This window comes from Shewanella sp. Arc9-LZ, from assembly GCF_010092445.1.
Taxonomy (GTDB): Bacteria; Pseudomonadota; Gammaproteobacteria; order Enterobacterales; family Shewanellaceae; genus Shewanella.
This window is the reverse complement of sequence record NZ_CP048031.1, coordinates 2,384,054-2,409,494: the sequence shown is the minus strand read 5'-3', so window position 1 is coordinate 2,409,494 and position 25,441 is coordinate 2,384,054. Positions and strand designations below refer to the sequence as shown.

Annotated in this window: 26 protein-coding genes; 9 read left to right on the top strand and 17 right to left on the bottom strand. The window is 40.9% G+C overall.

Features of this window, described 5'->3' with window-relative positions:
* Positions 1-10: 10 nt before the first annotated feature.
* Together GUY17_RS10395 and GUY17_RS10390 are read right to left on the bottom strand one after the other, a co-directional pair.
* Complete coding sequence (locus GUY17_RS10395; protein WP_162023087.1) at positions 11-760, bottom strand: TorF family putative porin; 750 nt, start codon at positions 758-760, stop codon at positions 11-13.
* Between the two features lie 315 nt (positions 761-1,075).
* Positions 1,076-2,500, bottom strand: coding sequence for a LysM peptidoglycan-binding domain-containing protein (locus tag GUY17_RS10390; protein WP_162023086.1), 1,425 nt, complete (start codon positions 2,498-2,500; stop codon positions 1,076-1,078).
* A 492-nt stretch (positions 2,501-2,992) separates the two neighbouring features.
* Here GUY17_RS10390 and GUY17_RS10385 point away from each other — a divergent pair, with 492 nt between their 5' ends.
* The 4 genes from GUY17_RS10385 (at position 2,993) to GUY17_RS10370 (ending at position 7,587) form a co-directional block, all read left to right on the top strand.
* Complete coding sequence (locus tag GUY17_RS10385; RefSeq protein WP_101088317.1) at positions 2,993-3,799, top strand: alpha/beta fold hydrolase; 807 nt, start codon at positions 2,993-2,995, stop codon at positions 3,797-3,799.
* A complete protein-coding gene (locus GUY17_RS10380) occupies positions 3,796-4,719 on the top strand; it encodes a sensor domain-containing diguanylate cyclase (protein WP_162023085.1) in 924 nt (307 codons plus the stop codon). The genes GUY17_RS10385 and GUY17_RS10380 overlap by 4 nt, the downstream gene beginning before the upstream one ends.
* 344 nt (positions 4,720-5,063) lie before the next feature.
* Positions 5,064-6,632: a YjjI family glycine radical enzyme gene (locus GUY17_RS10375; RefSeq protein ID WP_162023084.1), complete on the top strand. Its 1,569-nt coding sequence runs from the start codon at positions 5,064-5,066 to the stop codon at positions 6,630-6,632.
* The gene (locus tag GUY17_RS10370) at positions 6,625-7,587 is read left to right on the top strand and encodes a YjjW family glycine radical enzyme activase (RefSeq protein WP_162023083.1); all 963 of its coding nucleotides are present in this window, start codon (positions 6,625-6,627) and stop codon (positions 7,585-7,587) included. The genes GUY17_RS10375 and GUY17_RS10370 overlap by 8 nt, the downstream gene beginning before the upstream one ends.
* A gap of 184 nt (positions 7,588-7,771) precedes the next feature.
* On the opposite strand, the gene GUY17_RS10365 is transcribed toward GUY17_RS10370, so the two are convergent.
* The gene (locus GUY17_RS10365; RefSeq protein WP_162023082.1) at positions 7,772-8,692 is read right to left on the bottom strand and encodes a LysR family transcriptional regulator; all 921 of its coding nucleotides are present in this window, start codon (positions 8,690-8,692) and stop codon (positions 7,772-7,774) included.
* A gap of 507 nt (positions 8,693-9,199) precedes the next feature.
* On the opposite strand from GUY17_RS10365, the gene GUY17_RS10360 reads away from it, so the two are divergent.
* The 4 genes from GUY17_RS10360 to GUY17_RS10345 are packed head-to-tail and all read left to right on the top strand — an operon-like array spanning position 9,200 to position 11,954.
* On the top strand, positions 9,200-9,841 hold the full coding sequence (locus tag GUY17_RS10360) for a peroxiredoxin (protein ID WP_101088322.1): 642 nt from the start codon (positions 9,200-9,202) through the stop codon (positions 9,839-9,841).
* A 56-nt stretch (positions 9,842-9,897) separates the two neighbouring features.
* Positions 9,898-10,767, top strand: a complete 870-nt coding sequence (locus GUY17_RS10355) for an MBL fold metallo-hydrolase (RefSeq protein WP_162023081.1) — start codon at positions 9,898-9,900, stop codon at positions 10,765-10,767.
* 14 nt (positions 10,768-10,781) lie between these two features.
* A complete protein-coding gene (locus tag GUY17_RS10350; protein WP_162023080.1) occupies positions 10,782-11,534 on the top strand; it encodes a sulfite exporter TauE/SafE family protein in 753 nt (250 codons plus the stop codon).
* Between the two features lie 15 nt (positions 11,535-11,549).
* The gene (locus tag GUY17_RS10345) at positions 11,550-11,954 is read left to right on the top strand and encodes a rhodanese-like domain-containing protein (protein ID WP_162023079.1); all 405 of its coding nucleotides are present in this window, start codon (positions 11,550-11,552) and stop codon (positions 11,952-11,954) included.
* A 121-nt stretch (positions 11,955-12,075) separates the two neighbouring features.
* Here GUY17_RS10345 and GUY17_RS10340 read toward each other — a convergent pair whose 3' ends face one another.
* Positions 12,076-12,942, bottom strand: coding sequence for an MBL fold metallo-hydrolase (locus tag GUY17_RS10340; RefSeq protein WP_162023078.1), 867 nt, complete (start codon positions 12,940-12,942; stop codon positions 12,076-12,078).
* A 289-nt stretch (positions 12,943-13,231) separates the two neighbouring features.
* Positions 13,232-13,876, bottom strand: a complete 645-nt coding sequence (locus tag GUY17_RS10335; RefSeq protein ID WP_254439899.1) for a DUF3365 domain-containing protein — start codon at positions 13,874-13,876, stop codon at positions 13,232-13,234.
* A gap of 322 nt (positions 13,877-14,198) precedes the next feature.
* On the opposite strand from GUY17_RS10335, the gene GUY17_RS10330 reads away from it, so the two are divergent.
* Positions 14,199-15,515 (top strand): sigma-54-dependent Fis family transcriptional regulator, encoded by a 1,317-nt coding sequence (locus GUY17_RS10330; protein ID WP_162023077.1) that lies wholly within the window; start codon positions 14,199-14,201, stop codon positions 15,513-15,515.
* A gap of 37 nt (positions 15,516-15,552) precedes the next feature.
* On the opposite strand, the gene GUY17_RS10325 is transcribed toward GUY17_RS10330, so the two are convergent.
* The 12 genes from GUY17_RS10325 to GUY17_RS10270 all read right to left on the bottom strand — a co-directional run bounded on the left by GUY17_RS10325 (position 15,553) and on the right by GUY17_RS10270 (position 25,151).
* Entirely contained in the window at positions 15,553-16,128 is a 576-nt protein-coding gene (locus tag GUY17_RS10325) for a NifB/NifX family molybdenum-iron cluster-binding protein (protein WP_162023076.1), read from the bottom strand.
* Between the two features lie 459 nt (positions 16,129-16,587).
* Entirely contained in the window at positions 16,588-17,031 is a 444-nt protein-coding gene (locus GUY17_RS10320) for a nuclear transport factor 2 family protein (RefSeq protein WP_124018413.1), read from the bottom strand.
* Between the two features lie 75 nt (positions 17,032-17,106).
* Complete coding sequence (locus GUY17_RS10315; RefSeq protein ID WP_162023075.1) at positions 17,107-18,015, bottom strand: copper resistance D family protein; 909 nt, start codon at positions 18,013-18,015, stop codon at positions 17,107-17,109.
* Positions 18,016-18,029: 14 nt separating this feature from the next.
* Complete coding sequence (locus tag GUY17_RS10310) at positions 18,030-18,452, bottom strand: copper resistance CopC family protein (protein WP_162023074.1); 423 nt, start codon at positions 18,450-18,452, stop codon at positions 18,030-18,032.
* A gap of 115 nt (positions 18,453-18,567) precedes the next feature.
* A complete protein-coding gene (locus tag GUY17_RS10305; protein WP_162023073.1) occupies positions 18,568-19,281 on the bottom strand; it encodes a copper resistance protein B in 714 nt (237 codons plus the stop codon).
* Between the two features lie 11 nt (positions 19,282-19,292).
* Complete coding sequence (locus GUY17_RS10300) at positions 19,293-21,221, bottom strand: copper resistance system multicopper oxidase (RefSeq protein ID WP_162023072.1); 1,929 nt, start codon at positions 21,219-21,221, stop codon at positions 19,293-19,295.
* Positions 21,218-21,733, bottom strand: a complete 516-nt coding sequence (locus GUY17_RS10295) for a DUF411 domain-containing protein (RefSeq protein WP_162023071.1) — start codon at positions 21,731-21,733, stop codon at positions 21,218-21,220. The genes GUY17_RS10300 and GUY17_RS10295 overlap by 4 nt, the downstream gene beginning before the upstream one ends.
* A 137-nt stretch (positions 21,734-21,870) precedes the next feature.
* Complete coding sequence (locus GUY17_RS10290) at positions 21,871-22,254, bottom strand: CopL family metal-binding regulatory protein (protein ID WP_254439898.1); 384 nt, start codon at positions 22,252-22,254, stop codon at positions 21,871-21,873.
* A 168-nt stretch (positions 22,255-22,422) separates the two neighbouring features.
* Positions 22,423-22,857: a DUF2057 family protein gene (locus GUY17_RS10285; protein ID WP_162023069.1), complete on the bottom strand. Its 435-nt coding sequence runs from the start codon at positions 22,855-22,857 to the stop codon at positions 22,423-22,425.
* 87 nt (positions 22,858-22,944) lie between these two features.
* Positions 22,945-23,283: a hypothetical protein gene (locus GUY17_RS10280; RefSeq protein ID WP_254439897.1), complete on the bottom strand. Its 339-nt coding sequence runs from the start codon at positions 23,281-23,283 to the stop codon at positions 22,945-22,947.
* Between the two features lie 191 nt (positions 23,284-23,474).
* The gene (locus tag GUY17_RS10275) at positions 23,475-24,731 is read right to left on the bottom strand and encodes a Y-family DNA polymerase (RefSeq protein ID WP_162023067.1); all 1,257 of its coding nucleotides are present in this window, start codon (positions 24,729-24,731) and stop codon (positions 23,475-23,477) included.
* 6 nt (positions 24,732-24,737) lie between these two features.
* Entirely contained in the window at positions 24,738-25,151 is a 414-nt protein-coding gene (locus tag GUY17_RS10270; RefSeq protein ID WP_011637424.1) for a LexA family transcriptional regulator, read from the bottom strand.
* Positions 25,152-25,441 lie beyond the last annotated feature (290 nt).

The following is a 25,441-nucleotide window of genomic DNA, read 5'->3' as shown; positions in this document are numbered from 1 at the left end:
TATTATCAATTTAGAAACTTTTGCTGACGCCAACAACCACTCGGTCATCAAAGATTTTTGTTTGAGTGCCATAGACCTTATGATCGCTATCCATGGTACTGCCATGATAACGAACATCAAAATTGATTCCGGCATAGGCTTTACTCACACCCAAATTCCAGTGCCCCCAACCTTCTGCACCATGACCATCTAAATCTTGGTAGCCGATACTTGCTGATACGTATAAACCATTGTCAAACTGATAGCTCGGATGAACGGCATAGTTAACACCTTGCCAGCCCTCTACACCAAACCAATCATCGATTGTTGGAGTCACTTCTAACTGCACATTTGCATGACCAAATTGCTTACCGACTTTAATCCACAGTTCGGTATAATTTGAATATGAGGCACCTGGATACAGGTAAGAAAAAACCATGACGTCGTAACTGATACCACTATTGCCAAACTCGCCTGCTTTACCAATATAAGGTGCAGTAACAATTTCTAAATTGGGGTCTGCAAATTTGATATTGGATGCAAATACACCAGCATACCAACCCAGATCATTGCCCCAACCTAGGGTACCTTGTACCACTGGTACTTCTGCATCCATTGTTTCTGATTCGCCACGGAAAACATAATCTGAAGCAAAGGTTAATTTACCACTTATGGCTCCACCGAAGACATCATCGTCTGCAGCGTTGGCAAAAGAGGTCGCCGATAAAAGTAGACTGCCTAATAAAATTGACTGAGCTAATTGAGTTTTTCTAATGTTCATATTCATCACCCTAAAATATATGTTCTTATTGATAGAGTGACTATATTCAAAACTTGTGAATAGCTATTGAGCTGGATATGAACTGATCGGAAACAAATATGAAAAAATATGAACACTAAGATTTAACATGACCTCAAGCATTGTGTATCGCTCTATTAAACATGAATGATCGATTTTTATAATCAAAAGTGTCTATATGCACAGCTGGATTTCGATGTGCTTCACTAGGTTAAATCGGTAAATACTCAGATTTATGTAACGCTCAACTTTTACAACATTTGAGCTATTGTGCTTATGAGTTTTTAAACAATAGGCTTACAACTGGCTCTGCTGTTGTTTGAAGGGTTGATGATAAAACTGCAGGGTTTTACCTACCGTTAATTTGTCTTTGTCTGTCATTTTGTTCCAAGCGATAATTTGGTCCACACTGACCTTATACACTTTGGCAATACTCCACAGTGTGTCGCCATATTTTACCGTGTGATCGCTTTGAACTGTTGACTGATTAGATGTTGTAATAATCCTTGGCTGTTTGCTTGGTGCAGCTTGCTTTGGTGTAGAGACTTGGGCGTTTTGTGTTGTAGCCAGTTCGACTAAGGGTGTCATGCCCGATGCAGCTTGTGGCATATACAAAAATTGACCCGCAACGATCTTATCGCCATTAATGTCATTCATCGCTTTTATTTCTGACACCGTTGTAAGGTGACGTTTTGCAATGACACTAATATTATCGCCAGCTCTAATCTGATATTTAAACCATTTTACTCTAGCGCTAATATCAGTATCCGCAAGAGCTTGTTTAAACTCACTGACTTTACTCACTGGCACTATCAACTGATGCGGTCCATCGGGTGATGTTGCCCAGCGATTAAACCCTGGATTCAATTTTTGTAACCGAGCAATGGATATATTGGCTAGATCGGCAGCAACTGCGATGTCAATTTGGCTTCCGACATCAATTACTTCAACTAGTGGTTTATTAGGAATGGATTTAAGACTGATGCCGTAGCTTTCAGAATGTTTAATCACATCTGCTATTGCCAGCAATTGTGGTACGTATTGCCGAGTTTCCTTAGGTAATGGTAAAGACCAAAAGTCGGTGCTCAGCCCTCTTGCTTCATTATATCTAATAGCCTCACGTAAGCGACCTTCACCAGCATTGTATGCGGCTAGTGCATATAACCAGTTGTCGGTTTTTTTATACAAGTATTCGAGCATATCTAATGCAGCGGTGGTTGCAGCAGGCACATCTTTTCTGCCGTCATACCACCAATTCATCTCTAATCCAAAATGGCTGGCCATTGGTGAGGTAAATTGCCACAGGCCTGATGCGTCGGCACTGGAATAAGCAAAAGGATTAAACGAACTTTCTACTATAGGGAGTAAGGCCAGTTCGATAGGTAAATCTCGATGTTCAAACTCTTGGACGATTAAATATAAAAACGGCTTGGCGCGCTGTGAAATCTGCTCGAGATGCTGTGGATTATTAATATACCAATCACGATATTGGTTAACTAATTGTTGATCTGGAATGGGCATATCCATTGAATATCGAATGCGTTCCCATACATCACCGCTGTCTTGATAATTGCGCCGAGCTAACAACTTAGGAACCTTTAATGATGTTGATTTATTCACACCACCAAGACTTTTTTCTGCTTTGGCATCTTCTACAACAACAGTTTGGCAACCACTCAACAGGATAAAGCCTGCTGCAATAAGGAAGATTGATGCTCTCAATTAAAGGTGTTCCTCAGATAGTACGCCGTTATTTTCTTGTTATAGCGTGAGTTTTTAAAGCAAAAGTCGTACATTGTAATTTAGTTTTATTGTTCTATCCATCTGTTTAAAAACGTCTGTTTAATCAACTCACGGTGTTAACTGCTTTTATTAAACCGTTATCAGACGACACTAGCTAACGTTACGCCCTTTTAGGGATATATAGTTATAGCAGTGTTCATTGTGTATACTTCAACCGTGACGTTAACATTATTGTAACTAATGGGATTCAATCAGGTTTGCCTACATAAGATATTATGTTCTCTTGGTTGTGATTCATAACGAGCTGGTTAATAATTTATGTTTACCTAAAAAACTATGATCAGGCGATTAAAAAGTTCATTTTGATTTTCATAGTGTTGGTATTTTACTTTTACCCGTTAAACTTCTACTGTTTAGCCAATAAATCCAGCAGGTAGTCATCATTGGTCACCTGGTAAAAATGGAAAAATCATGTCTCATTCAAATGCTGTTCTTGTTAGAAATAATGTTAAATTAATCGGTAATGGTAGCAAAACCTTAGTTCTCGCACATGGGTTTGGTTGCGATCAAAATATGTGGCGTTTTGTAACCCCTGAACTGATGAAGCATTTTACTATTGTGCTATTTGATTATGTTGGTTCAGGTGCTTCTGATATCTCTCAATACAGTAGAAAACGTTATGGTCAACTTGAAGGATATGCAGAAGACATAATCGAAGTATGTGACGCTTTGCACTTAACTGACGCTATTTTCATAGGGCATTCAGTGAGCGGTATTATTGGTGCAATTGCTGCAATTCAAAAACCTGAGCTATTTTCTAAGCTGGTAATGGTATGTCCTTCACCCTGTTTTTTAAATTTTCCTCCTGAATATTTTGGCGGTTTCGATAAAGAAGACTTACTCGAGTTGTTAAATCTAATGGACAAAAATTATATTGGCTGGGCTAATTATTTAGCTCCGTTAGTAATGGGAACAACCAATTCTGACGAGCTAATTGGTGAATTATCAGGCAGTTTTTGTTCTACCGACCCGGTTATTGCGAAGAACTTTGCTGAAGCGACTTTTTTATCTGATTATCGTTATCTACTAAAAGAGATTAAACAACCGTGTTTAATTTTACAAAGTGAAAATGATGCCCTGGCAGCAACATCTGTTGGTGAGTTTATTGCGAGCGAAATACCCCATAGCGAACTTAACATTATCGCTGCTCATGGTCATTGCTTGCATATGACTCATCCTGAAGAAATTTTAAAATCGATAATGAAATTCGCAAAATGATCACGACAAAAAATAGTAAAATCGAAAGTAATAAAACATTTGAGCACTCCCCAGATAGTTTCCAGTGTGGTGCGTTAGTCACCAATGCAGCCAACATTATTATTTATGTAAACTCATACTTTACCGACGAACTATTGTGGAATCCAGAGCAACTGATAGGCAAAAATGCGGATATTATCTTTACCCAATCTTCCCGCATATTTTTTCAAAGTTATTTAATTCCAACACTTTTACACGAACAAATTTGTGAAGAAATGCAGTTGATTATTTTTAATGCTGACGGGCTACGAATTCCGATAACAGTGAATGCTCGTTTAAGCGATGACGGCTGTATTTATTGGAGTTTTTTCAATGCCTCCAAGAGAGACCAACTTTATGATGAGTTAATAAAAACAAGAAAAAAACTTGAGGAGCAAGCTGAAAAATTAAAATTGCTTGCTTCAACTGACGAGTTAACGCAGCTATTAAATAGAAGAGAAATGAAATATCGTTGTACGTTAGCGCTTGAACAGGCTGCTAGATCGGAACAATCTGTTAGTTTATTAGTGTTAGATATCGATCATTTTAAAATTATTAATGACAGCTTTGGTCATTTAGAAGGCGATCGAGTACTGAAAGAGCTCGGGCATATTTTGAAGAATTTTTGTCGACAAACCGATCTTGTCTCTCGCTTTGGTGGCGAAGAATTTTTGATATTGCTACCAGACACGAACAAAAGTGATACTTTATTATTTTGTAACCGGCTCCAAGATAGCATCTCGCAAATTAAAGTGGGTGACGGCGTGCTAACCGTCAGTATTGGGGTCAGTATTTGTGATGATAAAACACTGTTTACAGATTTATTTACTCAAGCGGATAAGGCTATGTATAAAGCCAAAGCACTTGGAAGAAATAGAACTGAAGTTTATTGTTTGGATTAAGCCTGTTAGTTTTGCTACAAAGCCAGTAACACCCTACTTAAAAAGCGTTCGTTACACTACCCCAACAATTTCAAGTTTAACCGCTCAGCGCCCAGCAACGTAATAACATTAGTAATGTAATAATCTAATAACGTTCCTCTTTATCGATTACGATTTTTCTGCCTCTCGTTGTTTATAGGGTTCATTACACACTAGTCAATATGTTCTGTCATTTGGGATGTGATCTTCATCATCGGATTTCGATTTTATCAATGCCAACGTCGGCTATTTTCACTGTTTAAACATCCTACCTTTGAGTAGATTAGTTGTTATCAAGCATTAGTCTATAAGAAGTGAGTTTCATCATGACATTACAAGATAACATTGAGAAAATTGTCACCCACCCTCACCTTTCTCCTAAGCAAAAATCCAACTATTTAGCTTTAGAAGCTGAAAACAGTCTGCCTTATGTGGCGGTGTCTGAGCAGGTAAATAATGCCATGAAACAAGGTATTATTTGCGATATGTTTGAAGGTCATGCGCCATTTAAGCCGCGTTATGTGTTGCCAGATTATGCCAAATACCTGCAGCAAGGATCTCAGTATTTGGAGCTGTCGCCCGCCGAAGACTTTGATGACGCCTTAAATGCATTAACCATTCTTTATTTTCATGTGCCATCGGTGACCAATATCCCGGTTTACTTAGGCCAATTAGATGCGTTATTAATGCCTTTTACCAAAGGGCTCGATACTGATGCTATCTATCGCAAACTCAAGCGGTTTTGGATATTACTCGATCGCACGTTACCCGATGCATTTATGCATGTGAATATTGGCCCAACTGATAACATTATTTGCCGAACCATTTTGCGTATAGATGCAGAATTACAACAAATTGCCCCCAATTTAACCTTTATGTATGACCCTGCCGTAACGCCAGATGATTTATTATTTCAGGCCACCAGCAATATTTGTCAATGCGGTAAACCTCACATTGCCAACTATCCGCTACATGCCGACGCCTTCGATACTCGTGGTTTTGGGATTGTCAGTTGTTATAACGCATTACCGTTAGCTGGCGGCGCCAATACCTTGGTGCGGGTTAACCTCAAAGAAGTCGCTCTAAACGCTAACAGTATTGATGATTTTTTTGCCCAAACTCTGCCATATTACAGCCAACTCGCATTCGAGCTTATTGAAGTGCGTTCGGCATTTTTACACCAACAATCTCATTTCTTTGACAGTTTTTTAGTTAAGGAACAGTTGATCGATGAATCTCGCTTTGCACCTATGTTCGGTATTTATGGTATGGCTGAAGCGGTCAATATTTTACAAGCCTTACTACCTAGTGCTGCTGAGGTTACAACTACCAACGTCGCAAGCAAACCCAATACAGGCTACGGCCATAACCTTGATGCTAATGAACTTGGACTCAGAATATCTGCAGCTTTAGACAACATAGTAAAGTCGACACCGGTCACTTATGGTTATAACGGTCGCGCGTTATTACATTCTCAAAGTGGCATTAGTTTGGATAAAAATGTCACCCCTGGCGTGCGTATTCCCTATGGCTCAGAACCAGACCCTATTAGTCATATTCAAGCACTAGCTGAACATCATCAATATTATACTGCTGGGATAAGCGATATTTTAACCATAGATGAAACCGTTAAAGCTAATCCTCAAGCGATGTTCCAACTCTGTAAAGGCGCCCTTAGTTCAGGTTTTAGAGAGTTTAGTGCCAATGTTGCTAATAACGATTTAGTCCGTGTAACTGGTTATATGGTTAAACGCTCAGACATTGAGACTTTTAAGCAATGCGGTTCACGCACCAACACCACAGGGTTAGCTGCTGAAGCCGCAATCAATACGGGAATATTTCAACGCCAAGCTCGGGTAATTGCTCACGAACAAGCTCCTTTTATTCATGAGTAAACATGCCGTTGTCAGTCAAATATTGCCATTTTCCTGTGTCGACGGGCCTGGCAGTCGTTTGGTGATATTTTTGCAAGGCTGCAACTATCAATGCAAAAATTGCCATAATCCTCACACCATCAGTTTGTGTGATGCTTGTGGTGACTGCATTGATAGCTGCCCTGAACAGGCGTTGAGTCTTATTCATTCACAAGCGATGCCGTTACCCCAACTGCGGTCACAAGAAATGTTGTTACATGGAGATCTAATACCAGTTAATCATTCGCCAAGTAGTTCACAAAGTAAGCCCCATATTGTCTGGGACAGCACCAAATGCAGCCAATGCGATACTTGTATTACAGTATGTCCTAGACAATCAACGCCTAAAACGTCTCATTACTCCGTTGAACAAATGCTAGAGGTTATCTACGGCCAACGTCATTTTATCAATGGCATTACACTCAGTGGTGGTGAAGCGAGCTTACAATTGCCTTTTATTATTGAGCTTTTTAGTGCGATAAAGTCCTCAGAACATTTATCTCATCTCAGTTGTATGCTCGACACCAATGGCAGTTTGAGCTCAACGGGTTGGCATAAGCTACTGCCATTTTTAGATGGCGCAATGGTTGATTTAAAAGCATGGCAACAAGATACCCATCATTACATCACTGGGCGTGATAACCATTCGGTGTTTACGTCAATTGAGTTGCTGGTTCAGCACAATAAACTGTATGAAGTAAGACTGTTACACATTCCCGGCATCACGGATTATGAGCATGATATTGACGCCCTAGGCGGGTATTTATCCAACCTCCCCACAGAGACTCGGGTGAAGTTAAATGCGTTTCATCATCATGGGGTTAAAGGTATAGGCTCTACATGGCCACAATGTACTCAAGCGGATATAGCACGTTTAGCAAATCAACTTACTCAGCGAGGAGTCACCAATATCGTCTTGCCGTCGCTGTATATCTAATCTCTGTATATCTAATCGCTACATTTAGCACCTACATTTAGCGTCTATAGGTAAGTTCTACATGTCACATCTATATGCAACTGAGGTTGAACATATGGCTAGGACGGCTTTGCTGCAACTTAATACCAAATCAATTCATTGATAAAGTACCATTTAATCAATACTTAAAATCGTATTGGTGCGCTTAACGACTGCACAGCAATATTTGTTCATACAGCCAACGATGAGCAGGATCATTCATACTTTGCCTATGCCACACAAGGCTATAAGCAACTTTGCCATAATCGATCGGTAACGGTTTAATCAGTAATCCTTGGGCTTGCTTGGCTATTGAGGCCCAGTGGCGCGAACAGGTAAATAGCAGTTCACTGTGATGGCACATTAACGCTGCGCTGCCAAAGTCAGGTACCGAAATCGGTATCGCCCGTTTTTTAGATTGTTGTGCCAGTAAAATATCAAAAAATGGTGTGCTCAAATCAGTATCTGTTATGCCGATGTGGCTGAAATTTAAGTAGTCATCAAGGCTAATAGTCTGCTGTGACGCCAGTGGATGGCTAGCACTCATTAGGCAGACCATTTCATCGTTGATTAAGGTTTCCCAGACTAAGTCTTCATCGACATTGGTTGGTTGGCTTAAGTCATGTGGCAATAGAATAAAATCCAACGAGCCCTTTACTAAGCCGTCAAAGCCGATGTTGTCTTTATTGTAAATATCGATATGGATATTGGGCGCTAAGTTGAGAATATGAGCCGTTAATGTGGCGGCTAATAACTCAAATGTGCTTTCGCGCATCGCCAGTGAAAAGCTACCTTGATAATGTTGTGGCTTGAACACATCCTGGTTCATGATCTGATTCATATCATTAATCATCTGCTTCACACTTGGGCCTAGTCGTCGTGCTAATGCAGTGGCGATGAGTGAATTGCCATGACGATAGAATAATTCATCATGCAAACTTTCTCTTAGCTGACTTAAGGTTTTACTCACCGACGATGGGCTTAAACATAACCGTTCAGCACAGGCTGTGACACTGAGGGTATCAAGCATCACATGCAAAGTGATCAAGTGTTTCATACTGATACGTGAAAGCTTAGCCAATTCCATTTACGAATTACTCTTTATAAGTCATATATTTGATTACGAAAATATAAACCTAAATGATATTACGGTATAGGATTCACAAGCATAATCAAGACCCGCTTCACATTGCTATCGTTAAATAAATTTTTGTTCCGCAATCAGTTCTATTTCTAATCCATATAATGCGGCTTTATGCACAGACTTGTTAATTACTCACTTCAGAAACCTTACTGCTAACACCAGTATCGCTTGATCGGTTTTGCTATTGCGACAATTAATGTGGTCATTTTTGTCTTTTGTGCCATTTATGACACTAGTTAAACACAACTTATTGTGTGGCTAATGTAAAAATTATCTAACAACTAATCACATCTAAATTTTTAATTAATAAAATCAGATACTTATTTTCATTTACGTTATTTACTATCATCTAACCGATATTGGCCTAGCAATTGCTATTACTAAGTATGTTTGCAATCTATTTTACAGATTAGAGTTGCATTAACTTAACCATTTTTTTGGAGTAATAACATGACTGATTCTATTGTTTCTTTTCCGCAATTAAACCGACCCGCTCCGGCCTTTAATACCAAGACAACACATGGCATGCGCTCACTTACTGACTATAAAGGTAAGTGGCTAGTGTTGTTCTCCCATCCTGCGGATTTTACCCCTGTGTGTACGACTGAGTTTATTGGGTTTGCTCAACGTGCAGAAGAATTTGCCAAGCTTAATACTGAGTTACTCGGTTTATCCATCGACAGTGTTCATTCCCATATCGCTTGGGTACGTAACATTGAAGAAAACTTTGGCGTTGAAATAACCTTCCCGATTATTTCCGACTTATCAATGGAAGTGGCTAAAGCCTACGGCATGATCCAACCCGGTGCGAGTGACACAGCTGCCGTTCGCGCAACCTTTATTATCGATCCCGAAGGTGTATTGCGTGCCATGGTGTATTACCCAATGAGTAATGGTCGTTCTATAGATGAATTTGTTCGATTAGTAAAAGCACTGCAAACCAGTGATGCCAATGGCGTTGCTACCCCAGAAAACTGGCAACCTGGCGATGACGTTATTGTGCCACCACCAGCAACAACTGCTGACGCTAAAGCACGATTATCCCAGGGTTATGATTATGTAGATTGGTATTTTAGTAAGAAGTCGCTTTAACCCGTGGCAAGCACTGGGACGCTTAGTCCCTGTGCACTATTTAACAGGAGCTTGTGATGATTTCAACCTTTAGTGTCCATGAATTTTTAGATGAAGACAGTGAAACATTCACTTATGTTGTTGCTGATAATACCACATCGTTTGCTGTGATTATTGACCCGGTTTTAGACTTTGATTATAAATCAGGTCGAACAGGCACACGAAATGCCAATCGAGTTTTACATTGGATTGAACGCCAAGCGTTAACCGTCAAATGGATACTTGAAACCCATGCTCATGCCGATCATTTATCTGCTGCCAGTTATTTACGTGACCAAATTGGTGGCCAAATGGGTATTGGCGAGCACATCACCAAAGTCCAGCAGACTTTTAAAAAGGTATTTAACCTAGACGCTAGTTTTTTGCCTAACGGCAGCCAATTTGACCATCTATTTAAACATAATGAGCTGTTACAAGTCGGTAATATGACCATTCGTGTTATGCACACACCGGGTCACACTCCGGCTGATCTTGCTTACATTGTGAATGATCAAGCCGCCTTTGTTGGAGACACCATTTTTATGCCTGATGTGGGTACCGCTAGATGTGATTTCCCAGGTGGGGATGCCAATACTTTGTACGATTCCATTCAGGCATTATTTACTCTCCCAGATACAACAGATATCTACGTGTGTCATGACTACCCTACAGAGGGGCGCGAGCATCAATTTAAAACTCAAGTCATCCAACAGAAACAACACAATATTCATGTGAATGACACTATTACCAAATCTGCTTTTGTGACGCTTCGTCAACAACGAGACGCCACATTGCCGATGCCTAGGCTGATATTGCCATCGATTCAAATCAATATTCGCGCAGGCCAAATGCCAGACGCTGAAAACAACGGCACTGTGTATTTAAAAATCCCGATTAACCAGCTTTAAACTTAAGAGTAACCATGATGATACAAGCAATCATTGGCGCATTATTAATTGGTTTAGTGCTGAGTGTATTAGGGTCTGGTGGATCCATCCTTACTGTTCCGGTGTTGCTTTACCTTATTGGAATGCAACCCCAATTAGCTATCGCTTCGTCATTGTGCATTGTGGGTGCTATCAGTTTAATCAGCAGCATAGGCTTTATTAAGCATAAAAAAGTCTCTTGGCCTCATGTGTTTTTATTTGGTTTACCTGGCATGGTAGGCACCTATTTAGGCGCATGGCTCAGCAGCTTCTTTAACAGTGACATACAACTTACTGTGTTTGTCATTTTGATGCTCATTGGCGCGGTGATGATGTGGCGAAATCAATCTAGCCGCTACCAAGCTGGCAAACTAAATATCGCTAAAATCTTGTCGCAAGGATTAGCGGTTGGGGTTGTCACCGGTTTTGTGGGTGTGGGTGGTGGCTTCTTAATTGTACCTGCACTGGTGTTACTTGGCGGCATTGAAATGTCGTTGGCGATTGGTACCAGCTTACTGATTATTTCAATGAACTCACTGGTCGGTTTTGCTAAATATTACTCATTACTTTCAAGTAAAGGGTTTGAGTTCGATTGGTCGATTATTGCCATCATGATTGCAGGCGGACTTGTCGGCAGTATTGCCGGCCAATGGATAAATCAATATTTACCCAAAGCGATTTTACAAAAAATATTTGCCGTGTTTTTAGTGCTAATGGCGCTATTCATTTTAACTAAATCCATTATTTAACATCACGAGGTACACATGAAAACTGCCCAGGAATACATAAGTGAGATTAAAACCCACATTATTGAAGTGAGTACCCAAGAATTACTGACGGCAATGCTTAACCCTGATGTGATCATCATCGATGTTCGTGAGCATGATGAGTTTACGACGGGCCATATAGAAGGTGCGGTGAATTTTCCACGTGGAGTATTAGAGATGAAAATACATGAGCATCCTTTAGTCAGTCATCACTGCGAGTGGGTATTGGCGTTAAATGAACTAGCTGACAAAAACATATACCTTATTTGTCGAACCGGTGGCCGTTCTGCACTGGCGGCAGCATCATTACAGGATATGGGGTTTAGCAAACCTCTGTCTGTTGCCGGTGGCATGATGCAATGGCAACAAGATGGCTTTCCATTGGTGCCTCATAAAATATAAATTACGTAAACATGAGCCAACATTATGTGGCTCATGGCTTATTTTTTACTGATGGCAGATGCTGTTAATGGCTAACCGTGCTAATGGTTGATTGTGTTAATGGTTGATTGTGTATTCATTTTTAGAGCCGATTTAGCGGTATTTTAAGGTAGTAGTTACCCTTACCGTCAGCTAATGGCATGTTACCCGCACGAATATTCATTTGAATGGCGGCTAATAATAGTTGCTGTATGTCAGGGCCAATATGGCGTTGTTGATGCCGTTTAATAAACTCTGCTAGGGTGACATTCCCCCCTACCACACTGTTATAGCGTTTTTGCGCAATCACCGATGTTTCTAACCCATTATCTGTACGTTTCTGTGCATGTGGATCATGGCCAACAAACACCCGAGTGCAATTAGGTAATGCCAATATTCGCTGAATTGAATGGTACAAGGTTATTGCGCTGCTATTGGGGAAGTCAGTATTAACGGTACCTAATTCTGGCGTTGACAAGGTGTCGCCTACAAACACAACATCTTCAATGAGATAACTGACGCAGGTTGGTGTATGACCCGGTGTATGCATAATGTGAATATCTAAATGACCCAGTTTAATGAGTTCTTCATCCACAAATAATTGTTCAAATTGTTCGCCATTACATTTAAAACTATCATCAAGATTCAGTAATCGCTTAAAGGTATGTTGAACTTTGGTGATGTGCTCGCCAATTCCGGTCATCCCTCCGCGTTTTTTCTTGATATAACAGGCCGCAGAAATATGGTCGCTGTGGGCATGGGTTTCTAAAATCCATTCAACTTCAAATCCATGTTCATCGATATGCTCAATGATGCTATCAGCAAAACTCGTGCTTATGGTGCCAGACGCCATGTCAAAATCTAAAACAGGATCAATAATCGCACATTGACGGGTAGCAATATCGGTCACCACATACGTAAGAGTATGGCTAGCTTGATGATAAAAAGGATCGATTCGAATTCTACTCATGACACATTAACTCCCAACACAATACACTGGTATTTGTTAGATAAAGCCTCAGATTAATATTGGTAATATTCTCAACATCATTGAGTCAATGACTGAGGAGGGTTAATCACTACAGCATGATGTTAAATTAAACCATCAATGTAAACTGCGGATTAAGTCGCAACAAACAGCGAATTAATAAGCATTATTTGATTTACGATCCGAAGAATAAGGCTTAATGATAAAGCCCTATTCCCGTGGTAGTTTGTTAATTACTTTTTCGACTTTGGCTTTCGGCTATTGCTTTCGACTATGGCTTAGCAGTAACCGATGGAGTAGATGTTTTGATATCCTTTTTCAGTGAAAATGCGCCACGAATATCACCAAGGGCAAAGTTAACCGCTTTATCATCTGGATAGGTTTTGCTCAGCAATGCACTCATTTCCGGTTCAATATTACTGCCATGGCAACCTAAACATAATTGTTGCGCTGGTATGGCCTTCATATAACGAAACTGAGTGTTGCCATCATTGACGATAAACTCACTCGCCACGATTGGCTTATCTGCAGGTTGTTGTCCTGAGGCATTCACCAGCTCAAATTGTTGTAATTGCGATAACTCCCATTCATCTGGCGTATTGTCTGAATTACGCACACGTAAACTGGTTCGAGTCAGTGTCCAGCCATCTTTCGAGTTTTCAGCGGCAATGGTAGGTGCAACCGATTTACACACCGACACCGCATTGATTAAGCCACCTTGTTTAATTGCGGCCTGTAACTGACCTTTTAACGCTTGGCTAAAATCGGCAATGCGTTGATTGGCCTGTTGTTCAAGCACCTGCTGTTCCGTTAGTGATTCAGCATGGCAAAGGCTACTCATGCCAGCAATCACTAATAACGCACTGATGTTACGTGCATTTAAAACCGTTTTTTTGTGCTTTGATGTTAATTTCATTATTTGTCATCCTCGTCTTCAAGTCGGGTCATTCCCATTAACTTCAGGGCATAATTTTCGTACATGGGTTCACTACTGCCAGGGCACCGTTCGGTCGTAAGCGATATAACACAATCGATACAAAGCTTGTGCCATATCACACTAGTTAGGTTTAATCGCTTAAAATCATTAGCTTAAACATTGTTGAAATTGACAGGATGCCCATGCTAGGTTGTTGAGTGACAAATGAGTGACAAATATGACATCGTAATGACATTTATCGTGCTATTAATGTCATTATAAAGGTTGGCCGATTAATATGAATCGCAAGCGAGAGTAATCAATGAATAACACCACCGTTGTACAATCTATGATAAACGCTATTGATAAACCGGCGATTTTTATTACTCCCGATTATGTGATCCATGCGGTTAATCAAGCCTATATCGAAACCTATGATGACGACGTTATTTTAGGCCAAAGTAAATGCCATCAAATCTCTCATAATAGTGACCAACCTTGCGATAAACACGGTGAGGAATGCCCGTTATTACAATGCCAGAGTACTAACCGAGCTGCCAGTGCCGTACATATTCACAGCATGGTGCAAGGTAAGTCTTACTGCGACATTTTAATGAAACCTATAAAAGATAATAGTGGCATGGTATTGGGGTATCTAGAGATTTTAGATGCCATAGATTACGCATCGACAGAATCAAAAAAAGGCACCATGATCGGTCAATCGGCGCCATTTAAGCAGATGCTCAACAGGATTAATCGAGCCTCTCAATCCAATATCGCGGTTCTGTTACAAGGTGAAACTGGTTCAGGCAAAGAGTTAGTTGCTAAAGCGGTACATCAGGCCAGCAACCGAAATGATAAACCGTTTGTGGTGATTGAATGCACTGGGCTAAGTGAAAATCTGTTCGAAAGTGAATTATTTGGCTATGAAAAAGGTGCATTTACAGGGGCGACAAGCAGCAAAAAAGGCTTGATTGAAATAGCGCACGGTGGAACGGTGTTTTTTGATGAAATTGGTGATGTACCGATGAACATGCAAGTAAAGTTACTTAGGTTACTTGAAACCCAGTGTTATCGTGCCGTCGGCGGATTAAAACAGAAACGTTCTGACTTTAGGCTAGTCAGTGCCAGCCATAAGAATTTACTCGATTTGGTTGAAAAAGGTGAATTTAGGCGCGACCTGTATTACCGCATTGCAGGATTTCCGATTTACTTACCGTCGTTACGTGAGCGTTATGATGACATTCCGACGCTGGTGAATCACTTTATAAAATATTCTGATTACAAACATAAAAAGTTTTCGAGCAATGCATTAACTCTTTTGGGTCGTTATGCATTTCCGGGAAATATTCGCGAATTGAAAAATATTATTGAGCAATCGGCACTTATCGCCAATGAGGATGTTATACACAGCAGTGATTTACCTGAAAGCGTTCAACCTAACCACACATCTAAGGATGAAACAATTGCCGTAAAACTTAACACCGAACTGATGACGTTAGATGACATGGAATGTGCGTATCTTTCGCAGGTATGTGAGCAATATGCAGGATCGCCAGCCGAACTAGCGATAACGCTTAATATCAGTGTGCGTACCTTATATCGAAAATTACAACGCTATGGTTTAAAGCTTAACTAGCCACCACAGCGCTGTGATAAAACACCCCTAGCGATCATTAATGAGCAATTAGTGAATGTTTTTTATTGCAGCAACGTTTCATTGTTGTGGTTTCATTCGCCAATTCAGATTTAGACTCGCAGCAACGTTTATGTGTCCCCGAGTCAGATTGGTTATGGCAGTCTTCTTCACCATGAGCGTGTTGATAATCATGGTCATGGTTATGTTTATGTTTATGCTCATGGTTACAGCAACCACCAGTGGCTTTCTTAGCAATATTATTGATGGATGGTCGCCCCTGACTTGCCTCGGTAAATGGCTCACAGTCCGCTAAATGACTACTGGCAAAATACTCTATTGCAGTACGACCATTTTTTGCGTGAAATACACTCAATTGTTGGCTTAATAACTTAGATAAAAGCTGTTGGCCAATGTTGCGCACGATGACGCGATCCGCTCCATTTGCCAGTATCATACTGACTAATTGTTGCTTACCCTCACATCCTTCTGTTAATGCTGGGTTGGCAAAGCGCCCTTTTACTTGGCCTTGCTCATCAATGAATAGCATCTCATCGGCACGGCTAAAGTGGTTGGCAATATGTTGGTCTTTCATAGGTATGGCAGTAATCATCATGTCTCCTCATGTGCATTTTTAACAAATCGATTAAACGCAGTTGTTCCAACTTGGTTTATCGACATGCCACTGGGCTTAAAACAGCTTTTGCCGAGAGCGTCCTAGAATGTTCGTTTATTTTTGGAGGCTTGGCATTATCCGCTTAAATTAATCGAATAATAGTAATTGGCATATGCAATATATACTCTTATTATTAGCATATGCCAATAATAATTTCGATTCTGGTTTGAGTTTTGTGACGCGTGACATTATTTATGATGAGAAGTATTTTACCTGTCATAAGGCGTGCGAGGATTAAACAAAACGATGAAGGATGGTGAATGGATTGACTTAAAAAAGAGGAAATCCTTTTCCATAAAATATCATGTTATTACATGATATGAGTCTTTGTGGTTTTCTTGGGAGCACCTACAAAGTGGCTCGAGATAATCCTTTATCTACATAATGAACTTGTTATGTTTACGACCAGTGCACGTGGGTTATTTTCCAATGACCATCCGCTTGTTTAATTAACACAAGCGTTTCCATGGTCATTGAGTCAATACTTTTACCTTTATATTCACCTTGGGCGTGACTTATTGACGTTGAAATAGCAATGTCACCTGTAATCGTTATTTGGTGTTCTTTTGGCGTTATGGTTAACCCTTTTAAGTAGGCCATATCTGCAAGCATGTGATGATTGGCATAATCCGTAAGTGAACGTTCTACTTTTCCACCTTCATAAATTTGCACATTGGCTGCTAATGACTGCCTGACAATAGCCTCATTGCCCGTTTGTAATGCAGCATGAAATTGTTTGACAACATTACCCGCGGCGGAATCAACACCGATAAACGCTTTTTGTTCTATAGGGTGAGTTTCATCACCATGGGCGAAGCTCAATGAGCTTTGTCCTGCGGACATCAGTAATATCCCGGTGGTTATGAGTATTGTTAAAGGGCTATTATTCATTTTTATCTCTCTGTTAATTTATAGTGATTATCCAAGGCTCATAGGACCTAGCACGCTCGAAAGTACCGCTGTTGTCGCTAATATCAGTACTGCTATTAATGCTTCTAATCCAATCGATTTTTGTAGTTTTTGTTTTGCGAGTGATGGGTTCGCAATCGTTAATTTCGGTACTAAAACCAATTTATGCCATGCTGCTATAAACAAAATGATAGCCACCAAACAGAGCTTGATGGTGACCGCAATACCATAATTGGAACTGATTAATTCAGTGGGACTATCAAACAACATCCACACCATTCCCATGCCTGAAAGCAACACTAGAATGACAATCACTATGCCTAAACGACCAAATGTATCCATGACATTTTTTATGACGATGTTGTCATCACTGTTGTCATCGGTGCTGCATAATTTCCATAATGGATAAAAAGCGCCTATCCAACTGCCAATGATTAACACATGTATCAATATTAAGCCTTGAGCAAGCAATCCCAGTTCAGTGCTGTGGCCAATAAAAGTAAACGTGACAGCAATTAACAGACAGCTGAGAATCGCTAATACCGCAGAAAACGTTTTGATATAACGGTTCTTATATAACAGTAAACCACTAGCCACTAGCATTAATCCAAAACCGATTAAGCGCCAAAACACCGTTTGCCCTACCTGGGTTGGCCACAGAAAAGCATGCATCTGCGCATCGAATATTCCCATCAAGCCACTTTCAGCAAAAGCCCCTACTTGCGCAAAATAATTGATACTAACGGCAATCAACCCCAACACGGCACCTAGGCCGGTATATTTTGTAACGCTAATACCAAGGTTCGGTTGACCCTTAATGAGATATTGCATCAATGTGCCGCCAATAACGGCGGCAACACTCAGATAGATAACCCATTTAGATATCAACACCGATATTTCAAATACGGTTAATATCATGTTTACTCATCCACTTATTGATGTGCAGTGTGCTCGCTAGTCTCATGCACCATTGTCATAGGCGGTGCACTGCGAGTGTTCATGCCAGAGTCGTGAAGCATAAAGCTCATGTTGCCTTTCATCTTATGACCGTCGTCACCCATGATCATCCAGTTAACCGTGTAATTAGCTGCGCTTAATGCTGGTAGAGCGAATGAAAATGCTGCTTGGCTGGTCGCACTTGAAGGTAATGTTAGTGGTACGCTTTGCTGCTTCTCATCTTGCATTGTTAATTTGACCAAACGTACCGGAGCCGTAAAGGTCAGTTCAAGCGTTGTTGGGGCTTGACTTAGCATGGCACCGTTAGCGGGCATAGAACCGTCCAGTCCGACATGAGCAAATGCTGAAGCACTCAGGAATAGACTTGTTACGACTAAAACGTTGTTAAATAATTTCATGATATTTCCTTTTATATTGTTTTTAACGATCGAAAAACGGTTTACATAAATGATTAAATATTGGCTTAGCTAACATCTTGGCGCCAAGCTTATAACTCAGTGTATGAACGAGGTCTTAGAACCACGCGCTAAAACCAATAACAAACTGGGTTTCTTGTGTATCTTCCCCTTCACTTCGGGCGTAATCGGCGGTATTACCGAGCTTCTGACGCCAATCAACACCGATATAGGGTGCGAACTCTCGAACAATCTCGTATCTCAATCGCAGCCCTGCACTGACGTCAGATAAGCCTGAGCCTATTCCAAGTTCAGCATCGTCCTTACCAAATAAATTAACTTCTACTTCAGGTGTGAGTATCAATTTTTGAGTGATTAACAGTTCATATTCTGCACTCACACGCATAGCCGTACGGCCTTGGTCACCGATGAATAAGGCCGCGTCAATATCAAAAAAATATGGCGCTAACCCTTGAACCCCAATCACAGCCCAATTACGAGTCGGCGTCGGTTTGATATCGGTTTTAATACCGAATTGTACATCCCAGTATGGTGCGATGGGCTTACTGTAAAGAGCCTGAATTTCAAGGTCTTGCTTATCACTATTTGAATATTCACCTTCGGTTTTAAGCCACAACTTATTCAAATCGTAACCTAACCAGGCTTGTGCACTAAACTGGGTGGGATCTTGCGGATCGACGCCTTTTTCAAATTGATCCAGCATGACTTTTGTTAATAGAGGATCATCATTACCGCCGGCAAACACAGCTGAGCTAGTCAATGTGGCGCTCAGACTCAGCAGTCCCAAGGCCATTAAATTCGTTTTATTCATCTGTATTCCCCTTATTTCACCACGACTTTTCTGAACATGCCTGGCATGTGGAATAACAAGTGGCAATGATATGCCCATTGCCCTTTTGCATCGGCGGTGACTAAGTAACTGATCTTAGAACCCGGCTGAACTAATACCGTGTGCTTACGGGGAATAAAATCAGCATCGCCTGTCTCTAACTCACTCCACATACCATGCAAATGCATAGGGTGAGTCATCATCGTGTCGTTCACTAAGGTGATCCGCAGTCTTTCTCCGTATTCAAACTCTAATGGCGCGGCGTCCATAAATTTCACCCCATTCACAGACCACATATAGCGGTTCATATTGCCGGTTAAATGCAGTTGAATTTCGCGGCTAGGTTGGCGTGTGTCGTAGGTAGGATGTAAGCCTTTAATGTCGCCATAAGTTAATACTTTGCGGTTAAATTGCTGTTGATGGTCACGCAGCCCAATCCCGGGATCGTGTAAACCACTTTTTGGCGCATCGGCACGCATATCCACTTGTGGGCCGAACTCGGTGTCAATGTGTTTAATTTCATTGTTACTGCCAAAGCCTGCAAGCCCTAATCCTGAGACTGTCGCTTTCGCAGCGCCCATAGCCATCTTGCTGTGGTCCATGCCAGGCATATCACCGCCACCCATAGCCATTTTGCCATGATCCATGCTTGACATATCACCGCCGCCCATAGCCATCTTGCTATGATCCATGCCTGACATATCACCGCCACCCATGTCCATTTTGCTATGATCCATACCGCTCATATCCATGTCACTCATATCCATGCCCATATCACTGTGGCCAAGGACAGGCCTTGGATCCATTGGGGGAATAGGAGCATGTAAACTGGCATCTGAGGTAAGGTTACCTACCGTAAAGCCGGTGCGGTCGATACTCTGAGCAAAAATACAGTAGGCATTATCAACCTCTGGCTCAATAACCACATCATAGGTTTCAGCAACACCTATTCGAAATTCATCCACTGATACAGGTTGAATGTTCTGACCATCACTGGCGACAACACTCATCTTAAGGCCCGGTATACGCACATCAAATATGGTCATAGCAGAGCTATTAATGAAGCGTAAGCGCACCTTCTCATCTTGTTTAAACAACCCTTGCCAGCCCTGTTGCGGTGGATTGCCATTCATTAAATAGGTATAAGTTGAGCCGGTAACATCAGATATGTCGCTGTCACTCATGCGCGCGTTATTCCACATCGAACGAGCGTTCCACGTATTGGCTAAGCCATTTTTATCTACGTCAGAGAAAAAATCCATTACCGTACGCTCACGGTAATTATAGTAATCGGCTTGTTTCTTTAATTTGGCATAAATGTTTTCAGGGGTTTCGTCAGACCAATCAGACAGCATGATCACATAGTCACGATCATATATGACCGGATCGGGGGTCGCAGGATCAATCACAATAGCACCGAATAAACCGGTTTGTTCTTGATAGCCTGAATGACTGTGATACCAATATGTGCCACTTTGCTGGACGGTAAATTGATACTCAAATGTTTCACCGGGTTTAATGCCATCAAAGCTAAAGCCAGGCACACCGTCCATTTCGGTGGGTAAAATAATACCGTGCCAGTGAATAGAACTATCATGGTCGAGATTATTTTTTACTCTTAAGGTAACTGTTTCACCTTCTTTCCAACGTAATAACGGCGCGGGCAGTAATTGGTTTACCACAGTGGCCCGAGCAGATTTTCCGGTAAAATTAACCATTTTATAGTCAATTGATAAGTCGAACACTTTGCCAGAAAGCTGGCTCAACGATTGGCTTAACGCATTGGCAAAGGCATTTTTAGGGAAAGGGATCGACATCAATGCCAACATGGCGGATGCACCAAACACAAACCGGCGTCGGCTGTTGTTGAGTTCACTGTTTGTCGTTTCAATCATGGGTTTTATCATGTATTGAGATTTCATTGCACAGACTCCTCAAGCGAGTTCACTTGGGCGTAAACCTGGCTACTGCCATCATTTTTCAACAGTAAGACTTGGTATGGCATAAATTTATCTTGGTACTCCATACCTGGGCTGCCCACAGGCATAGCGGGTACGGTTAGGCCGATAGCATCTTTAGGGGGGGTGGCTAAAAAACGACTAATGAATTTTGCCGGGATATGCCCTTCAAACACATAACCTTGAGATGACACTGCGGTATGGCAAGATTGCATTGAAGCAGGAATACCCTTTGACTGTTTAAAATCATAAAGGTTGTTAATATTGTGGGCATTAACACTAAATCCACGCTCACTAATATGCGTTAGCCATTTTTCACAACAGCCACAATTGGCATCTTTATAAACAGTGAGTAATGGCGCCGTAGTGTCGGGCTCCGCTGCATGGGCAGGTAACATCCCTCCCATAATTTGCAGAATAAAAATAGTACCTATGACACGAAAAAAACGAATAGAATTGCGATATAAAGCAGACATAATATTGCCTCCAAATCAAATTTCGTCACATTAAACAACGCGGTTTAATGTCAGTTTATTAACCGAAAAAGTTAAAAAATTGAAACTACATGATTGGCTAGGACAGTTAGCAAAAAAAAGGCGTAACTGTGCCTATGTTAGGCAAATATTGGAGGACGGTATAAAGAAGAACGATACTGAGGCATAAGTGCTGAGGTAAGGATTGTTGCAGAATTAACTAAGCTGACTTCTGATTTAAGCGTTGGCATTGCCATCGTTAAAGCGACGGATAAACATGAGCCGACAGGACAATGGCAAGTTTGAGCACAACAATTATCACTCTCATTATCACTCATGTCACTCATATTATTCATGGCATTCTTTTGCATATTCATGTCATGACAAGCATTGTTATTATCTGTCGATAATGTTGACTTTGTCATTGAGCTCATTGGCATATTAGCTGACATAATCACAGACGCAAAAGCCTGACCGACAAACGTCAGTAAGACAAACATCATGATTAAGTGGGCTTTACGCAAAATATACTCTCCAAAAACAACAGCAAACAGAATAGTGAAATGTATTATCTTAAACAAGGGTTATTTTAACTTGTTTTACTTAGTATTGACTATAAACCCACGTGCAGCACATAGGTCAAGCAGGTTTTTATAACGATAGAGCGCTATGTAAGCGCCCTATCAATTTTACTATTGTTGCATCATTTGACTGTGTTGTTTCATGATAATAGCCATTAACTCTTCGTGATTAACTAATTTGACGTTTTCACCTTTTACGCTGGCGCGGTCTAAGGTTATCACCGGTGATGCAATAAATTTCTTTGCATTGGTTGAAGAGAAAATCTCTTTGCTACGCACGTGAATATCTTCATCTTTGGTTAGATGTAGACTCCAATATAACGCATCGGACTTAATAAAATTCGTATCATCTGCTCCTGATGAAAACACATCATAAAACTGTAATTCTATTAAATGTTGACCAGGAGACACCTCCATTTCACTTTTATTTGATGTCGATTTGCCATCGACCGCAGTAAAGATTAAATAGTCAGGTAATGAGATAGTGGCAGCCATTGCTGCTGAGCTGGCTAAAGATAATAGTGTGATCGCAATGAATTTTTTCATAATAAACTCCGTTAACTTTTTGATGCTTATAGTTGAAGCAACAAAAATCTTTATAAATTAATGTGGGTAACTAATAAACATAAAGAATTAAGCTATCGGAGGCGGATTTTGGCTTACTAGAATGGTGGGTGTTGATGTCCATAAAGGCGAACTCACTTTGGCACTCGTTAGTAGAGCATTGGTGAGGTTTGTTGCTGATAACAAAAATGCATTCGCGACCGCATGACAATGGCTAATGCATTGACTCATATCGTTTAAGCAACAGTCATCGTTAGTATCACAGTCACTTTGCATCATCGTTGATTGATGCATACTACTCGACTGCATGTCTGACATGGCCATTTCATTAGACATAGCAAAACTTGGAACAAGTAATTGTCCAAGTAGTGAAATTATCATTGCTATGTTTAACAGCGTATTTCGCATTATGTCGGCCATATGATGAGTACGATTCAACATTAACAATTTAATTAGAGTGATAATCAGAGCTGAATCACATTTTAAGGTTTAGCCATAGTTGAATGCCCCAACCTTGCATGTGTTATGACAGAGCAATACCACTGTTATGATAAACCTTAGTCATAAACCTTAGTCATAAACCTTAGTAATATAAAACCTTAGCATTTAATGCTGGGTAAGCATTTCCATTGGGTTGAATATTGAGGTGTGAGTAAATCACGGCGCATGGCCCATTTTTGTTCTATTCCTTGTGCCGCCAAAAACACTGTATCGCGGCCATATCGTTGGTTGATGCCGTCAAGCGTATCCATCAAGGCATAATTGACCTTCGCGGTATTAAATAAATCAAATTGAAAATGTTTCTCGCTGGCTAAATCAACCAGGCCCACACCAATTTTGTAATAACGAACACCATTGCTAAATAATCTCGGGGCGGCGTCTGTCATGGCTTTGGTGAGTTCAATGGTGCAATTGGTTGGACACGGAAAATGTACGATAACTTTATAACTCACAGGCCGCTCGTCGTGGGGCGAATTACTGGCAAATAACAACATGGTTTTGCAATGTGAGCCTTGTTGACGAGCTTTACTTGCTGCGATGCCAACATGTTTACTCAATGCCTGTAATAGCGATTCAAAATCGCAAATACGTTCGCCCACACTACGAGTGGAGAAAATTTGTTTTTTATCTGCCCTAGCCTCATCCCATTGTTTACACACTTCGCCGTTAAGTTCTCGTACGGTGCGTTCAATTTCAATGCTAAATTGTTTTCTGGCTAGACTCGGTGGCATAGAGGCGAGATCGTATGCGCTGCGAATATTCATCAATTCAAGCTTTTTACTGATGCGCCGGCCAATACCCCACACCTCTTTAACGGCAAGCTGGCGTAAAATGTCATGACGTTGCTGCGCAGTGTCGATAACGCACACACCTTGGTATCCCGGTATTTTTTTAGCGGCGTGATTGGCTATTTTAGCTAAGGTTAACGTTTGGCCCATGCCTACACAAACCGCCAGGCGGGCTTCTTTCCAAACGGCACGGCGAATTAACTGACCTTGGCTATGCAGGCATTTGATTGCGGGATAACAATGTTTAAAAGACAGGAAGCTTTCATCGATGGAGTACACATGTTGCTCTGGTGCAAAACGACCAATTATTGCCATCATCTTTGCCGATAAATCGGCATACAATTCATAATTAGATGAACACACAATGACATTGCGCTGGGCACATAATGCTTTAGCTTGAAAGTAAGGCAAAAACTTCTCAATACCCGCCTCTTTTGCTTGCCGATTAGCCGCGACAATACAGCCATCGTTATTGCTCAGTACAATAATCGGTCTGCCGCGCCAGTCAGGACGAAAAACCTGTTCTGCACTGCAATAAAAAGCATTGGCATCGACTAAGGCAAACATTGTTACCTAACCTTTTTTGCTGATAAGCAGTGGGCTTTGACGATGACAACGAATTGAGCGAATCACCACACCTTCAATACTAAAGTCATCATAGTCGCAGATGGTCACAGGTAAATGTTGCTCATTAGACGACATCAGCATTCGCCGATGCATGTCGAGAATTTTACACACAAACTCACCATTAAAATTAGCCACTATCACGTCGCCATTTCTAGCCGTTTCATGACGATCGACAATCAATAAGTCACCATCATATATTCCCACACCTTGCATCGACTCACCTTGGGCTAAGCCGATAAAAGTGGAACTTGGATGCTGGATTAATATCTCATCAAGGCTGAGGCCTAATTGAAGGTACTCAGCGGCAGGAGATTCAAAACCGGTAATGCCGGCACTGGCTGCAATGGGAATAACGCGCATATGACAACCTCTAATATATATACTGTATAAAAACACAGTATATATTAGCGTTAAATTTTGTCAGCGCAAGTTTATTTGCTTTAAATCACGACAAGCGGCAGTTATGTTCAATCGTTAACGCCGTTTTTATTGCCTCTGCACAACAACATCGGTTAATAGCTAACGCTTCTTCAATGTAGCAAAGCGTCAATACATCAAAGTGATAGCTTCATTATTGATGAAATAATATGTCCAAGGTCAAAATATAATCAATGAGCTTGGTCTACACTGATAACAGGATCAAAAATCAA

Excerpts from the sequence above, each read along its gene's own strand:
- GUY17_RS10395 (WP_162023087.1), bottom strand. The coding sequence starts at position 760 with ATGAACATTAGAAAAACTCAATTAGCTCAGTCAATTTTATTAGGCAGT.
- GUY17_RS10385 (WP_101088317.1), top strand. The coding sequence starts at position 2,993 with ATGTCTCATTCAAATGCTGTTCTTGTTAGAAATAATGTTAAATTAATC.
- GUY17_RS10380 (WP_162023085.1), top strand. The coding sequence starts at position 3,796 with ATGATCACGACAAAAAATAGTAAAATCGAAAGTAATAAAACATTTGAG.
- GUY17_RS10375 (WP_162023084.1), top strand. The coding sequence starts at position 5,064 with ATGACATTACAAGATAACATTGAGAAAATTGTCACCCACCCTCACCTT.
- GUY17_RS10370 (WP_162023083.1), top strand. The coding sequence starts at position 6,625 with ATGAGTAAACATGCCGTTGTCAGTCAAATATTGCCATTTTCCTGTGTC.
- GUY17_RS10365 (WP_162023082.1), bottom strand. The coding sequence starts at position 8,692 with ATGGAATTGGCTAAGCTTTCACGTATCAGTATGAAACACTTGATCACT.
- GUY17_RS10360 (WP_101088322.1), top strand. The coding sequence starts at position 9,200 with ATGACTGATTCTATTGTTTCTTTTCCGCAATTAAACCGACCCGCTCCG.
- GUY17_RS10355 (WP_162023081.1), top strand. The coding sequence starts at position 9,898 with ATGATTTCAACCTTTAGTGTCCATGAATTTTTAGATGAAGACAGTGAA.
- GUY17_RS10350 (WP_162023080.1), top strand. The coding sequence starts at position 10,782 with ATGATGATACAAGCAATCATTGGCGCATTATTAATTGGTTTAGTGCTG.
- GUY17_RS10345 (WP_162023079.1), top strand. The coding sequence starts at position 11,550 with ATGAAAACTGCCCAGGAATACATAAGTGAGATTAAAACCCACATTATT.
- GUY17_RS10340 (WP_162023078.1), bottom strand. The coding sequence starts at position 12,942 with ATGAGTAGAATTCGAATCGATCCTTTTTATCATCAAGCTAGCCATACT.
- GUY17_RS10335 (WP_254439899.1), bottom strand. The coding sequence starts at position 13,876 with ATGAAATTAACATCAAAGCACAAAAAAACGGTTTTAAATGCACGTAAC.
- GUY17_RS10330 (WP_162023077.1), top strand. The coding sequence starts at position 14,199 with ATGAATAACACCACCGTTGTACAATCTATGATAAACGCTATTGATAAA.
- GUY17_RS10325 (WP_162023076.1), bottom strand. The coding sequence starts at position 16,128 with ATGATGATTACTGCCATACCTATGAAAGACCAACATATTGCCAACCAC.
- GUY17_RS10320 (WP_124018413.1), bottom strand. The coding sequence starts at position 17,031 with ATGTCCGCAGGACAAAGCTCATTGAGCTTCGCCCATGGTGATGAAACT.
- GUY17_RS10315 (WP_162023075.1), bottom strand. The coding sequence starts at position 18,015 with ATGATATTAACCGTATTTGAAATATCGGTGTTGATATCTAAATGGGTT.
- GUY17_RS10310 (WP_162023074.1), bottom strand. The coding sequence starts at position 18,452 with ATGAAATTATTTAACAACGTTTTAGTCGTAACAAGTCTATTCCTGAGT.
- GUY17_RS10305 (WP_162023073.1), bottom strand. The coding sequence starts at position 19,281 with ATGAATAAAACGAATTTAATGGCCTTGGGACTGCTGAGTCTGAGCGCC.
- GUY17_RS10300 (WP_162023072.1), bottom strand. The coding sequence starts at position 21,221 with ATGAAATCTCAATACATGATAAAACCCATGATTGAAACGACAAACAGT.
- GUY17_RS10295 (WP_162023071.1), bottom strand. The coding sequence starts at position 21,733 with ATGTCTGCTTTATATCGCAATTCTATTCGTTTTTTTCGTGTCATAGGT.
- GUY17_RS10285 (WP_162023069.1), bottom strand. The coding sequence starts at position 22,857 with ATGAAAAAATTCATTGCGATCACACTATTATCTTTAGCCAGCTCAGCA.
- GUY17_RS10280 (WP_254439897.1), bottom strand. The coding sequence starts at position 23,283 with ATGCGAAATACGCTGTTAAACATAGCAATGATAATTTCACTACTTGGA.
- GUY17_RS10275 (WP_162023067.1), bottom strand. The coding sequence starts at position 24,731 with ATGTTTGCCTTAGTCGATGCCAATGCTTTTTATTGCAGTGCAGAACAG.
- GUY17_RS10270 (WP_011637424.1), bottom strand. The coding sequence starts at position 25,151 with ATGCGCGTTATTCCCATTGCAGCCAGTGCCGGCATTACCGGTTTTGAA.